Origin of the sequence: Pedobacter sp. GR22-6, from assembly GCF_037402555.1 — a bacterium.
Taxonomy (GTDB): domain Bacteria; phylum Bacteroidota; class Bacteroidia; order Sphingobacteriales; family Sphingobacteriaceae; genus Pedobacter.
On the sequence record NZ_JBBEUC010000003.1, the window covers coordinates 443071 to 457768 of the forward strand.

At 44.5% G+C, this 14698-nt stretch carries 11 protein-coding genes; 8 read left to right on the top strand and 3 right to left on the bottom strand.

The window, feature by feature from the left end; translation table 11 throughout:
* The first annotated feature begins 62 nt into the window (after positions 1-62).
* Together WAE59_RS15785 and rdgB are read left to right on the top strand one after the other, a co-directional pair.
* Positions 63-605: a hypothetical protein gene (locus tag WAE59_RS15785; protein ID WP_337856947.1), complete on the top strand. Its 543-nt coding sequence runs from the start codon at positions 63-65 to the stop codon at positions 603-605.
* Entirely contained in the window at positions 602-1231 is a 630-nt protein-coding gene (gene rdgB, locus WAE59_RS15790) for an RdgB/HAM1 family non-canonical purine NTP pyrophosphatase (RefSeq protein ID WP_443147263.1), read from the top strand. Before WAE59_RS15785 ends, rdgB begins: the two co-directional genes overlap by 4 nt.
* On the opposite strand, the gene WAE59_RS15795 is transcribed toward rdgB, so the two are convergent.
* Entirely contained in the window at positions 1155-3437 is a 2283-nt protein-coding gene (locus tag WAE59_RS15795; protein ID WP_337856948.1) for an OstA-like protein, read from the bottom strand. The genes rdgB and WAE59_RS15795 overlap by 77 nt on opposite strands.
* A gap of 59 nt (positions 3438-3496) precedes the next feature.
* Between WAE59_RS15795 and tilS the strand changes: the two genes are divergently transcribed.
* From tilS to bshA, 3 genes are all read left to right on the top strand, one after another.
* The gene (gene tilS / locus WAE59_RS15800; RefSeq protein ID WP_337856949.1) at positions 3497-4834 is read left to right on the top strand and encodes a tRNA lysidine(34) synthetase TilS; all 1338 of its coding nucleotides are present in this window, start codon (positions 3497-3499) and stop codon (positions 4832-4834) included.
* Positions 4835-4882: 48 nt separating this feature from the next.
* Positions 4883-5365 carry a hypothetical protein gene (locus tag WAE59_RS15805; RefSeq protein WP_337856950.1) on the top strand — a complete coding sequence of 161 codons (483 nt, stop codon included), beginning with the start codon at positions 4883-4885 and terminating at the stop codon, positions 5363-5365.
* A gap of 70 nt (positions 5366-5435) precedes the next feature.
* A complete protein-coding gene (gene bshA / locus WAE59_RS15810; protein WP_337856951.1) occupies positions 5436-6581 on the top strand; it encodes an N-acetyl-alpha-D-glucosaminyl L-malate synthase BshA in 1146 nt (381 codons plus the stop codon).
* Between the two features lie 74 nt (positions 6582-6655).
* On the opposite strand, the gene WAE59_RS15815 is transcribed toward bshA, so the two are convergent.
* Both WAE59_RS15815 and WAE59_RS15820 read right to left on the bottom strand, forming a co-directional pair.
* A complete protein-coding gene (locus tag WAE59_RS15815; RefSeq protein ID WP_337856952.1) occupies positions 6656-7699 on the bottom strand; it encodes a lactonase family protein in 1044 nt (347 codons plus the stop codon).
* Between the two features lie 73 nt (positions 7700-7772).
* Positions 7773-9170, bottom strand: coding sequence for a pseudouridine synthase (locus WAE59_RS15820; RefSeq protein ID WP_337856953.1), 1398 nt, complete (start codon positions 9168-9170; stop codon positions 7773-7775).
* Between the two features lie 758 nt (positions 9171-9928).
* Here WAE59_RS15820 and WAE59_RS15825 point away from each other — a divergent pair.
* The 3 genes from WAE59_RS15825 (at position 9929) to uvrA (ending at position 14693) form a co-directional block, all read left to right on the top strand.
* The gene (locus tag WAE59_RS15825) at positions 9929-10564 is read left to right on the top strand and encodes a lytic transglycosylase domain-containing protein (protein WP_337856954.1); all 636 of its coding nucleotides are present in this window, start codon (positions 9929-9931) and stop codon (positions 10562-10564) included.
* A gap of 128 nt (positions 10565-10692) precedes the next feature.
* Entirely contained in the window at positions 10693-11715 is a 1023-nt protein-coding gene (locus WAE59_RS15830; protein WP_337856955.1) for a 2Fe-2S iron-sulfur cluster-binding protein, read from the top strand.
* A 134-nt stretch (positions 11716-11849) separates the two neighbouring features.
* Positions 11850-14693 (top strand): excinuclease ABC subunit UvrA, encoded by a 2844-nt coding sequence (uvrA, locus tag WAE59_RS15835; protein WP_337856956.1) that lies wholly within the window; start codon positions 11850-11852, stop codon positions 14691-14693.
* Positions 14694-14698: the final 5 nt, after the last annotated feature.

Consider the following 14698-nt stretch of genomic DNA (forward strand, 5'->3'; position numbering starts at 1 on the left):
CACTATAATGAGATATTTAACTAATTTTAACAGAAAAAAGATTTCCTACAAAACAAGCATTGATGGCGAACGAACTGACAACTAGCGGAGATGGACTGCGTTTATTTTTTACAGACGATGTGTATCTGGTAAAGGAAGCTGAATCTCAGCAGATTCCGGATAGTTTGCCGATAGAACCAGTTCAGGCGAAGGTCGCAGCAACCGTTGCAGCAGCTCCGCCGGAGTACAAATTCCTTGGCAACAACAAACGTAATATCCTCATCCTGGTCAATGATCCATTGCATGAAGTGAGTGACGAAAAGGGGAGGGAGCTCTTGAGAAAGATTGTTAAATCTGTAAACCTGAGTGCCAATGATTTTGCCTTGCTCAACTACCATCAATACCCTGACAGCAGTTATACACAGCTGATGGCTCATTTTACCAGTACCATCGTGTTTGCTTTTGGTGTGTCATCACAACAGTTGGGCCTGCCTGTACACCCTGAGAATGTAGTGGTGAGAGAAGGGGAGGTGATGCTGATTTTCTCTGCTGAACTGAAACGCCTGGAGGCTGATATGGAAGGAAAGAAAGCTTTGTGGGGAAGTCTAAAGAAACTCGGATTATGATACCAGAACTTGTATTCGCAACGAACAACAATTATAAAACCAAAGAAATCAGTGCTTTGCTGGAAGGTCAGTACAAGGTGCTCAACCTGAGTGATATCGGCTGTACAGTTGATATACCTGAAACAGGAAGTACCTTTGCAGAAAATGCCACACTAAAAAGTCGCTATGTGGTAGAAAATTACGGAATCGACTGTTTTGCTGACGACAGTGGCCTGGAGATCGAAGCGCTTAACAATGAGCCGGGAATCTATTCCGCACGTTATTCCGGTAATAAAAATGACCAGGAAAATCTGGAGCTGGTACTGGAAAAAATGAAAGGCCTCAGCAACCGGAAAGCCAATTTCAGAACGGTAGTTTCCCTGATAAAAGATGGACAGGTCTATCTATTTGAGGGACTCATTTATGGTACGATCAGGCGGACACCCAGTGGTGAGCAGGGCTTTGGTTATGATCCGATATTCGAGCCTTTAGGCTACGATCTCACTTTTGCCGAAATGAGCATGGCTGAAAAAAACGCGATCAGTCACCGGGCATTGGCCATGCAAAAACTTATTGCTTTTTTGAAGGTGCAGGCTGCAGCTTCTCAATCAGGCTATCAGCCTTTGCGGTATCTAAAGATTTCTTGAGTATTTGCTGCACTGCCGGAGCTTCCTTGCTAATTAGAGAATCTGCTTTTTTTACGGTGGTTGTGGCCGCAGGCACAACTTTTTTGAGCGCATCGGTTGCTTGTTTCTTCAGAGCGCCCGGACTAAGGGGAAGTTTAGCTTCGGAAACTGTCTTTGGGATTTTTTGAGCAACTGGTTTCTTTGCTGCAGGTGTTTTTGCAGTCGGTTTGGGTTTTGGCTTCCCATTGATCACTTCTTTCTTGGATAAAGGCCTCAGTTCGGGTTTCCAGATGAAGCCCGTGAGTATGATGTCTTCCTTCAGTTCACCCATCGGGGTTCTCGCCCCCTCAGGATTTTTGATGGCAGAAAGCTTAGTAATCTTCTTGTTCTTGAAGAGTATTTTGATCCTGCTGCTCACCGTCTGGTTCATGTCGGTATAAGCGCTATCCTTATTCATATTGTAGTACACACTCTCAGCATTGCCATCGACAAATACATTACTGATTTCACCGTTGGTGAAGAATGCAGTGATCAGTTTTCCCTTGACCTGGTTAAACTTGGCGGAATCTGAATTTACATTCACCAGGAAACTGTTGCGTAGGGTCTGCATCGTATGCAGTTTTTTGTTCCGGAGTCTGAGGTAAATCGTATCACCGGTTTGCTGGGAATTCTGCGACCAGAGAATGGGTTTCCCATACCACCTCAATGTGGAGTCGGCACTCGTGTAAAACAAGGAATCGGCTACAGCCTGCATGTTTGACTTGAATACACGGACGTTGTGGTATGCCTTGATGATTCGGGTTCTAATGGTGTCTGCGGGGCTGGTGATGGTCGTATCCTTCAGGATACTATCTTTGAGTCCGGGCTTTTTCAAGGCTGCTTTAACGGCTGGTTTTAATGCATTTGATGCCCCCTTCGCCTGGCTTAAAGCTTTACGTGCCAACGTATCTGTTTTCTTTTGCAGGCTGTCTGTTTTCCTGACTAACGAATCTGTTTTCAGCAGGTTAGCTTTTTGAGTGAGGCTGTCCGGTACCTTCAGCGGAATGCTGTCAAGAGCTGTTGTGGTTTTGCTCAGGCTGTCGGGAGCAAGTACTGTTTTATCCTTGTCTCTTTTTCGCTTTCGTTCTGCTTTGTCCGGCTTCGACGGATTTTTTTCAGGTTCCTTTGTTTTTGGTTTTAGCGATAAGGAATCAGTAAGGGGGGTAACTGGTACTGTCGGTTTTGGGACAGCAGGTTCCTTGGGTTCTTCATCCGCAAGCTCATTGTCTTTGCTTAAGACCGGGGAAGCAATCAGAACCAGTTTTTTCTGTAGTACTTTTTGCGTTTCGAGGGTGTCTGCTCCCAACCATAGTGTATCCAGGCGCATTTTCCCATTTATTTTAACGGAATCTGCGGTTCCGAGTCCTACATAAGGATTTTTAGTGACCAGCGCACGCTCATCGGCCCGGTAGTAAAATCCGAGCTGTCCGTACATGACCGTTTTGTCTGAAGTATCACGGAAGACGATGTTTCTTACTGCTTTTCCTATCCCCTTGATGCCATCATAATAAAGACTGTCGCCTTTTAGTGAACGTGCGCCGTTAGTGTAGAGGTTTTTTTTGCCAAAAAATGCATATTCTGTTTTGGTATTGTAGGCCCCATTTTCAGTATAGAGGTTATCTTCCTTGCCTTTAATATCTGTAGGGCCGTAGAAGTAAACGAGATTACTTTTGGTATTGTAACGAAGCGTATCTGAAGTGATCCTGACCTGCGGAGTAACTGCCACCACGTCGAACCTAAAATAGGCATCATCACTGGAGGATAAATAAAAACCTCTTTTACTGGTGATGGTTACATCCTTATTCACAATTTTTCCGCCATCTACATAGGTGCCGATTTTTGTTCCCGTGTTGTAGTCAAGGATATTTGTTGTTAGTATCGAGCTGCGGTCGATCATCCTCACATTACTGGTCAGGTGGGCAATCTTCGTATTTCCATCATAGGTGAGGTGATCTGAATAGATGTTGATCGTATCTCCCTGGTTGATGTGTACATTGCTGAAAGCTTCAAATATGTTTCGTTCGGTATAAAACAATGCACTATCGCAGGAGAGGGTCGCTCCCTGGTGTTCAAATATTGGTTTTTTAAGGTGTGTAGCATTGGAACTCTTTACCATACTGCCACTTTCATTGTCCTTTAAAACAATCTTTACCTTCTGCTGCGCAATAAGGCTAAATGGCAATGCCATTAATATAAACAAAAAGCGTATTTTCTGCACTTTACAAAGTTAGTTGTTATTTTTGAAAGATGTTACCTCTTCAAAGTTTTAAGGACTTCATTGCCCAAAATATGCTCTTCGCAGTTGGCGATACCATTCTGCTTGCGGTAAGCGGAGGTAAGGATTCTGTGCTGATGGCGCATTTTTTCAAAGCTGCAGGTTATCGCTTTGGCATTGCACATTGCAATTTCAACCTGAGGGCCGACGAGTCCCAAAGGGATGAAAGTTTTGTACGGATGCTGGCGGCTACCCTGGATGTCCCTTTTCATGTAACGCATTTTAAGACCAAAGATTATGCCGCTGTCCATAAGGTTTCTACACAGATGGCTGCACGTAACCTCCGCTACGATTGGTTTGAGGAAGCCAGGGTAGCATATGGCTATGCAGCAATAGCCTTGGCGCAGCATCAGGACGACGCCATTGAAACCCTGCTGCTGAACCTTACACGTGGGACAGGTATCGCCGGTCTGCACGGAATTTTGCCAAAAAGAGGACACCTGATCCGTCCCTTGTTGTTTTTGTCGCGGGGAGAGATTGAAACACTCATCGAATCGGAACGCATCGACTATGTAGAGGACAGCAGCAACCTGAGCAGCTTTTACGCCCGAAACCGGATCAGGCTGAAGGTCGTTCCTGAGCTCAAGCAGCTAAACCCCAATCTGGAAGAAACTTTTACACACAATATCAGACGTTTTGCTGAGACAGAACAAGTTTTGCAGGATGTGGTCTCTTCGCTCCGGGATAACTTGTTCAGATCGCATGGACAGGATAGCCACATTTCCGTCAGGGAAATCAAGAAGCTACAGCCCCAACATTTGCTGCTTTTCGAACTATTAAGGCCCTACGGATTCTCTGAGCACGTCTGTACAGAATTGCTGGAAGGACTGCACAAACAAAGTGGTACATCTTATTATAGTACTACACACCGGATTACCGTCAATAGAGAAGACCTTATTCTGAGTTCAAGACAGCGGGATACGGTGCCCGCGCACACTTTTATTCATGGTCATGAGGAGGTGTTGAAACTTGGCGACCAGGAACTTGGGCTAAGTTATTCTGCAGTTCCTTATTTCGAAAAAGATTCAAATAAGGCCTTTGTAGACGAAGGTTTGCTGATTTATCCATTGATACTGCGTACGCGTCAGTCTGGCGACCAGTTTATCCCGCTGGGCATGAAACAAAAGAAAAAGCTTAGCGATTTTTTCATTGATGAAAAAGTACCATTGGGTGAAAAAGACCGTATTCCCTTACTGATCAACGGAAATGGAGAGCTGATCTGGGTTGCGGGCATGCGGCAGGACAACCGTTATAAAGTGACAGTGGGAACTAAAAAAATTGCAATCTTTGAATTAAAAACACGGCCATGACCTGAATGCAATTAAAAAACGAGTAACTTTATTTCAAAATCAGACCAAATGGGAAACCGCTACGCATTTTTTGAAAAACAATACATTGGCAGGGATTACATCCGCATCTGTATCCGGCTGGTGATGGCCGCATTCTGTTTTGCAGCTTATGTATATGAGCGCGACCGTGACAATACACAGGATTTATTCCTCGTCGTTGGTTTTGGTATCATCGGCGTTTCCATTGCGCTTTTGTTTCTGATCCAGTACAAGACAACCGTCGACAATAAGCGGATTATTATTGATGGACTTTGGTCAGCAAAGCGGGTGGAGATCGACCTAAACACAATTAAAACTGTAAGAAAGGATACTTATAGTAATTATTTCTTCAATAATCCTGTCTATAATCTGCATCGAAAAGGCAGCATCCGGTTTTACTCTTCCGGTAAAGATGTTGTCGTACTGACCGATAATGATGGCTTTCAGTATTACATTGGCACACAGCGACCGAACGAGATGTACCTGGTCATCCAGGCAGAAATGAAAGCTTAGCTAAATAATTGCATTGGTTTAACACAAAGCTCGTTTTAAGTGCGGTTATTTGCATCGTAAAACAAAATTAATGAAGATAGGTATTGTTTGTTACCCTACCTTTGGCGGTAGTGGCGTTGTGGCTACTGAACTAGGTAAAGCACTGGCTGATGAGGGCCATCAAGTGCATTTCATCACATATAGTCAGCCTGCCCGGCTCGACTTTTTCTCCGAAAATTTATTCTATCACGAAGTATCTGTAAGGGATTATCCTTTGTTCGACTATGCGCCTTACGAATCTGCTTTGGCCAGTAAACTGGTAGATGTGGTGCGTTTTGAACAGCTTGATATTCTGCATGTGCATTACGCCATTCCGCATGCTTCGGCTGCTTTTATGGCCAAGCAAATTCTGGAAACTTATGGAATCAACATTCCCTTTGTCACTACGCTGCATGGTACCGATATTACACTGGTAGGTAAGGATCCGACCTATAAGCCGGTCGTTACTTTTTCTATTAATAAATCTGATGGTGTAACTACGGTTTCCCAAAGTTTAAAGGACGATACGGAAAACCATTTCAGGATCACCAACGAAATTAAGGTAATCCCCAATTTTATAGATTTCAATCGCTTCAGTCTGAAGCCAAAGGATCACTTTAAAAAAGCAATAGCACCCAACAATGAACGGATCCTGATCCACACCTCCAATTTCCGCAAAGTGAAAAACACTGCTGATGTGATCAGGATGTTCCAGAAAATACAGCAGGTAATCCCCTCTAAACTCTTGATGGTAGGAGATGGACCTGAACGTTCTGCCGATGAAAAACTTTGCCGTAGTCTGAATATCTGTGAGCATGTGCGCTTCCTGGGGAAACAGGATGCAATAGAAGAGATTCTTTCTGTGTCTGATTTGTTCCTGATGCCTTCGGAATCGGAAAGTTTCGGACTGGCGGCCCTGGAGGCAATGGCCTGCAAAGTGCCTGCAATTACTTCTAATGCGGGAGGCTTACCGGAATTAAATATAGATGGTTTCTGCGGTTATATGAGTAATGTAGGGGATGTAGACGATATGGCGGAAAAAGCCATATCTATTTTGAAGGACGATGCAGTGCTTGCTCAGTTCAAAGAGAATGCACTGACCAGGGCCAAGGATTTTGACCTGAAGAAAATCCTTCCTGAATATGTTAATTATTATAATCAGGTCATTGCCTCGCAACTGAAGTTGAAGGAGGTTTAGTGTGCAATGAGCTTAAAAATAAAGGCCTTTGGAAAACGTATTTCCAAAGGCCTTTATTTTTTAAAGGTAAATGATTACTTAGTCGCCGTGAACACCAGGCATACCGGTGCTCCTACCTCAATTCTTTTGCCTGTGTCTTTCAGGCTTCCGTTGTTCATGTCCCGCTCGAAAATGACAATGTTGTTGGTATATTGGTGACCGACCAGCAGGTATTTCCCGCTCGGGTCGATTACAAAATTCCTCGGGCCTTTTCCTCCTGTACTGACGATCCCTCTTTTACTGAGCAAACCACCCTTTTCAACGGCGAAAATCGTGATTTTGTTTTCGGAGCCTCTGTTGCTTGCATAGAGAAACTTACCATCTGGCGAGAGTTGGATATGTGCCGCTCCATTTTCACCGCTGAATCCCTCTTCCGTAATTTTAGTGGTTTGGATCTTTTCCAATGAGCCATCGTGATAACGGAATACCGTAACGCCAGCAAATAGCTCATCTATCAGATAAGCATACTTTCCATCCTTACTGAAGGTCAGGATCCGTGGTCCGGAACCGGGTTCCACAGCAACACTGTCATGCGGGAGCAGGACATCGCTGGCTGAGCCCTTCTGATAGGCATAGACATGCACTTTGTCTGTACCCAGATCGTTAATCACTACATATTTGCCATCTGGTGTAAACTGTGCCATATGAACATGCGGAGCACTTTGACGATCCTTGTTTATGCTGCTTCCAGTGTGTTGTAAGGTCTGCTTCAGCGGACTGATTGAGCCATCTGCTTTCAGCCCAAATACGGATGCACTGCCTCCGGAGTAGTTGGCAGAGATCACATGTTTGCCATCTGTGATGATGAAACAGGGATCTGCGCCAGTGGCTTGCTTGTTCAACAATTTTAGACTGCCCAAAGAGGGGTCATAACTGAAAGCACTTACTGTACTGTTCTTACCGCTTTCATTCACGCTATAGATGAACTTTTGATCGGGACTTACAGCAAGGTAACTAGGGTTTTCTATTCCTTTATTGACCTGCTTTAGTTTAAAGGCTGCAGTTTCTATATTGAACTGATAAACATAAATCCCTTCACTTCCACCCGGTTTCGTATAGGTACCTACGATGAGATTCATTTCTTTTTGTTGAGCACAGCTATTTAATGTCAACAGAATCAAGGGTAAAAGGAAGGTCTTTTTCATGCTGTATTTATTGGATAAGGTGTTTGATCTGAATCAGTTCATGTTCCTCCAGGAAGCGCCATCTGCCGCGTGGCAAATCTTTTTTGGTAAGGTTTCCATAAACTACGCGGTCCAGTTTCACGACGTCATAGCCCAGGTGTTCGAAGATACGGCGTACGATCCTGTTTTTTCCACTGTGGATCTGGATGCCGATCTCACGTTTAGATGCGCCGGCAACATAAGAGACCGAATCTGGTTTAATGATCCCATCTTCCAGTTCCAGTCCGAACTGGATCTTGTTCATGTCTCCCTGGCTCAAACTTCTGTTTAATTCTACATGATAGATTTTGGTGATGCCGTTTCTTGGATGTGAAAGTTTATCGGCCAGATCGCCGTCATTGGTCATCAATAACAGACCTGTGGTATTTCTATCAAGGCGCCCTACCGGATAAATACGTTCCCGACTTGCTTTTTCTACCAGCTGCATGACAGTTTTTCGTTCCTGTGGATCGTCTGTAGTTGTGATGTAATCTTTAGGTTTGTTCAGTAATACGTAAATCCTTTTTTCGCGTTTCAGTAATTCGCCATTGTAGCGGATTTCATCTTTAAAAGGATCTACTTTTTGTCCCAGTTCAGAAACCACTTCACCGTTTACAGATACCACACCCGCAGCGATCAGTTCATCAGCTTTACGGCGTGAACAGATACCCGAATTGGCAATGTAGCGGTTCAGACGAATCAGTCCGTCGTCTTTCTGTACTGGATTTTTCCTTCCACGCATGGTAGGGCCGTTATCTATGCGCTCACCTCTGTCCTGGAAAGAAGGCTTAGAATCATCTCTTTTTCTAAATGGACGGCTATCTGTACTTCTGGATACACCACCTTTTTTATCGTCGAATTTCCTAAAAGGCTGGTCGCCTTTGGAACCGAAATTGTCTTTTTTGATATAGCTGCGTTTTTCGCCAGCTGGTACATCCCTTGAACTGCCTTCTTTAAATGCACGGGATTGTCTCGGTTTGAAATCGTTATTGTCAGCAGATCTGGCTGCTCTTGGTTTATAATCGCCTTCCGGGTTTCTTGAAGTTCTCGGTTTGAAGTCCCTGTCGCCTTCAGTCCGTGGTCTGAAGCTTTTGGAATCTCCATCTCTGCTACCCCGGGGTTTAAAATCTTTTCTGTCTCCTTCTCTTGGCTTGAAGTCTTTTCTGTCGCCCTCTCTGGGTTTGAAATCCCTGCTATCTCCGTCTCTCGGTGTTCTTGGCTTAAAATCCTTCGTGCCTCCAAACTTTTTATCCTTTCCCTCTTTATCATCAAACTTGCTTTTTCCTTTGTAGGAACTATCTGTTCCACTTGGTCTTCTGCCTGTTGTGCTTCGGTTTCCCGGTTTGGACTTGTCATCCCGACTGTTCCTGTTATTGTCTTTTGTCATGATACGCTATTAACCGCAAAATTAAGCGGGCAGCAAATTTAGTTAAAAATGCGGTCAATCACAATTTTAACTCATTGGTTTACATATTTATTGTATATCAACAGAACAAAGCCAACCCTGCTTTAACCAGCATGTTCGCAACTGATCTTATAATATTTACCGTATGGGTCTTGCTCTATCTCTGCTTCGTACAAGCCCTTCTTAAACCTTCTTAAGGCCGGGGGGTATAGCAAGGCCCTATCAACGCTTTACCAATGCCCTACAAGTGCGGGGCTCATGTGGGGCTGTCCTATGTTGGAATAAGGTTACAATTTGTAACTTTATTTAGGAACAAACGAGGCGTCGCACGGTTCGCCTGGAGATGGATCCGATGGCGTTGTGCCCCTAAAGTGATCAGGAGCCTTTACATTTACGAGGGCTATTAAATTGCTAAAATTTAGCTAAAATCACCCTTTTAAAATCTGGCCTGAGGTATGCTTAAAGGGCGTTTTTAGAAGGTTATTTTGCAATAGCTTGATAATTAGGCTTATATGTTGTATGTTTGCAGCCGTTTTATATTGTTAACCAAAAAAAGGAGGAAAATGATAAAGAAACACATAATAACATGTACGGTAATCATTGCATTACTGGTTATGGCAAAAGTGTTTGCTTACAACATGCCCCAAGCAGCAGAAAGTCTTTCAAAAAAGGACAAAACCAAAACAACAGATACAACAAAAACACCACCACCACAAACAGTAGCTAAGCCAGCATCTCTTATGGCAAAGCTCAACTTCGCAGAAGAATCACTACCACTAGGGGATGCCCGGGTAGAACGTAAGATGAAAAAGGTCCTTGCTGCATTCAATCATAGTAAAATACAGACCAATAAACTGCACGCAAAAGCTGCAGAGTGGTTTCCTGTGATAGAGCCGATTCTGGCCGCTTATGGTATACCGGAAGACTTTAAGTACGTTCCTCTGGTAGAATCGGGATTACAAGGCGGAACTTCGCCCAAAGGCGCATCAGGTTTCTGGCAGTTTATGCCGGGCACCGCACGCAATTATGGCTTGAAAGTCAATTCGCGGGTAGACGAACGTAAAAATTTGCGAAAATCGACGATCGCTGCCGCAAAATACATCAAAGAACTTTATGGGATCTTCGACAGCTGGACGCTGGTTGCCGCTGCCTACAATGTTGGGGACACTCACATGAAAAGGCAGATCAACCGACAAAATCAGGACAATTATTTTAAGATGAAACTGAACAGTGAAACTGCCGGTTACGTCTATAAACTGATTTCCATGAAGGCGATCGTACAGGATCCGGTACGTTATGGCTATAGGGCGCCAAGGGCACTCCTGGCTTATAACGCCGAAAGGGCTGCGAATGCAGCCGCTGCATCAGCAGAATAACAATAAGAGAAAAAAGACTGCAATAATAATGGGGAAAGCCGTTCCAATTTTGGGACGGCTTTTTGATTTTGTGCTAATTTTACTAATTTAAGCCTCCTATGGCATTGATGGAACTTCTGATTACAAACATGAAATACAGCGCAGGGGAAACGGTGTTGCTGACTTTCGAGGTCCTAAATGGCGATAAGCCCGATTATATGGCTGGGCAGTTCCTCACGCTCGTATTTAATATCAGTGGTCGGGAAGTCCGCAGGTCTTATTCGTTGTGCAGTTCACCCGATGCAGATGAACTGCTTTCCATTGCCATTAAGCGTGTGGAGAATGGAGAAATCTCCCGCTTGCTTCACCACAATACTTCAGTCGGAGACATTTTGTATGCAATGCCACCTAACGGGCAGTTTACCTATGAACCGGTTACAAGTCTGGCAAGGACTGTCGTGCTTTTCGGTGCAGGGGTAGGAATCACACCACTGTTTTCTATATTAAAGACTGCCTTGCTGAGAGAAAAATATTCAAAGCTGGTATTGGTTTACAGCAGCAGGTCGGTGGCTGAGACCTTGTTTTATGAGGAGCTTAACGATTTGCAGGTTCAATATCCCGATCGGTTTAAGATCATTTTTGTTTCCAGTGGAGCGAAAAATCTGTTGATGGCCAGGCTAAATGTTTTTCTGATCGAGAAGATCGTGAAAGAAGAAGTGTCCTTTGAACCGAAAGATGCATTGTTCTACACCTGCGGACCGATTGATTATATGGTAACCTGTCGCATTAAATTGCTGGAAATGGGTTTCGACCTGACTCAGATCAGGCGGGAAACCTTCGTGCTGCCGGAAGATGAAGTGGATGATGACGACATGACAGAGAAAGTGCCTCGGGATACCAATACCTATTCGGTTTTGCTGGATTATCGGGGACAGCAGCATCTGTTGCAGGTACCCTATGACAGGACCATCCTCCAGGTGGCCCTGGACCAGCGGATCAATATCCCTTATAGCTGCCGCTCTGGTATCTGCAGTACCTGTACCGCCAGTTGTACCAAAGGTCATGTGCACATGGATTATAATGAAGTGCTGACAGATGATGAGGTGGAAGCAGGCCGGGTACTGGTGTGTACAGGACATCCCACAGAAAATGGGACTACGATCGTTTGGTAAGCCAAACATATCGGTGTAATATCTGTTCTGTAATTCAGTAAAATAAGGTGGTTATTCCTGATAATGATTTATCTTTGCAGATTGAAAAATTGTTATCTTAAAATTTAGATCGCAATATCGTTTTTATATAAAATATGAGCAAAAATACCGTTGATCTCGGCGAGCAAAAAGATGTAGAAGTATATGGGGCCCGGGTACATAACCTTAAAAATATAGATGTTTCCTTTCCGAGAAATCAGCTGGTGGTGATCACTGGACTGAGCGGTAGTGGTAAATCTTCTCTTGCATTTGACACAATTTATGCAGAGGGACAACGCCGGTATATGGAGACCTTTAGTGCCTATTCCCGTCAGTTTATGGGGGGGATGGAACGTCCGGATGTGGACAAGGTTTCAGGGCTGAGCCCGGTCATTGCCATTGAGCAAAAAACCACCAGTAAGAACCCGCGTTCTACAGTAGGTACCATCACAGAAATTTATGATTTCATGCGTTTGCTGTACGCACGTGCGGCTGATGCTTTCTCCTACAATACAGGAGAGAAAATGGAACGCATGAGTGAAGACCAAATCCTGGGCAATATCTTCAATAAATACAGTGACATTGCGGTCAATATTCTCGCACCCGTAGTAAAAGGCCGTAAAGGACATTACCGTGAACTTTTTGAACAAATCCGGAAGCAGGGTTATGTAAAAGTACGTATCGACGGAGAAATTCAGGACATTACCCCGAAGATGCAGGTAGACCGTTACAAGATCCATGACATTGAGATCGTGGTGGACAGGCTACTGGTGGACCGCAAGGATGTGAAGCGTTTGCAGGATTCTTTACAGACCGCCATGAGACTGGGAAAGGGAATCATTAAGATCAGCGATAAAGAAAACAATGTCTCTCATTTCAGCCGCTTCCTAATGTGCCCGACTACGGGCATTTCCTACGATGAGCCACAGCCGAATAGTTTCTCTTTCAACTCTCCTTATGGAGCTTGTGAGAACTGTGATGGTTTGGGTTATATTTTTGTAGTGGATAAGGAATCGGTGATGCCCAACCTAAAACTGAGCATCATGAATGGCGGACTGGCACCCTTGGGTGAATACCGGGAAATCTGGATGTTCCAGGTTTTAAAAGCCCTGGCAAAGAAGTACAGTTTTTCTTTATCGACCCCACTGGAGAAATTAACGGAAGAGCAGATCAGCATCTTATTGAACGGTACACCCGAATTATTGAGTGTAGCTGTAGAGTATAATAAATGGAATGTTCAGAACTATCAGATCACCTTCGACGGTATTATTAAATTGCTCGAAGAGCAGCAGGAGCGTAAGGGTGAAGGTGCAGTAGACGATATGGAAAATTTCCGTAAGTTGAAAACCTGTCCGGTTTGTAATGGTGCAAGATTGAAGAAAGAAAGTCTGCATTTCAAAATCGACGGGAAGAACATCTTTGAACTGGCAGAGATGGACATCAACAGTCTGCAGCAATGGTATGTAGATGTGGAGAGCAGGCTCAGCGAAAGACAGAATACGATTGCTAAAGAGATACTTAAAGAGATCAGGGCGCGCCTGGGTTTCCTGACCGATGTTGGCCTGACCTATCTAACCTTAGACCGTACTGCCCGTACTTTATCTGGTGGTGAAGCGCAGCGGATCAGATTGGCTACCCAGATCGGTTCCCAGCTGATGAACGTGATGTACATCTTAGATGAGCCAAGTATTGGCTTACATCAGCGCGACAATGAGCGCCTCATCAATGCGTTAAAAAATCTCCGGGATCTCGGAAATACCGTTTTGGTGGTTGAGCATGATAAAGACATGATCCTGGAAGCAGACCATGTGATAGACGTGGGGCCGGCCGCTGGTGTGCACGGCGGACAGATTGTAGCACAGGGTACGCCTGCTGATATCCTGAAATCGGATACGCTGACCGCAGCCTACCTGAATGGACGTAAGGGAATAGAAGTCCCTAAAAAGAGAAGAAAAGGGAACGGACATAAATTGTCGATCATCAAAGCCACCGGACATAACCTGAAAGAGGTTTCTGTAGATTTTCCTTTGGGCAAGTTCATTGCTGTAACAGGCGTATCGGGCAGTGGTAAATCGAGCTTGATCACAGAAACTTTATATCCAATATTGAACCATCATTTCTTCAGGGCAAAGAAACATCCGCTGCCTTATGAAAAAATCAATGGATTGAAAGAAATAGATAAAGTCATAGAGATAGATCAGGCGCCGATCGGCCGTACCCCACGGTCTAATCCATCTACTTATACCGGGGTATTTTCAGACATTAGAAACCTGTATGTACAATTGCCAGAGGCAAAGATACGGGGCTATAAGCCCGGACGTTTTTCTTTCAATGTGAAGGGCGGCCGCTGCGAAACGTGTCAGGGAGGGGGAATGAAAGTTATTGAAATGAATTTCCTGCCGGATGTACAGGTGCCTTGTGAAGAATGTGGGGGTAAACGCTACAACAGGGAGACCCTAGAGGTGCGTTACCGTGGTAAGTCCATCAGCGATGTGCTGGACATGAGCATAGAAGATGCCTGTGATTTCTTTGAGAATATGCCTGCGATCTACCGCAAAATCAGGACACTAAAGGATGTGGGTTTAGGTTATATTACTTTGGGACAGTCCTCAACTACATTGTCTGGAGGAGAAGCACAGCGCGTAAAACTCGCAACGGAATTGTCGAAGAAAGATACTGGAAGTACATTTTACATTCTAGATGAACCCACTACCGGTTTGCATTTTGAAGACATCAGCGTATTGCTGGGGGTACTGAATGAACTGGTAGAGAAGGGCAATACGGTACTCGTCATAGAGCACAATCTGGATGTGGTGAAGGTGGCAGATTGGGTCATTGATCTGGGTGAAGAAGGTGGTGCTGGTGGTGGAAGGATCATTTTCGAAGGTACTCCTGAGGGTTTGGTTCAGAATCCGATCAGTCTGACCGGGAAGTTCCTGAAGAAAGAAATGGGATTGTAAACATA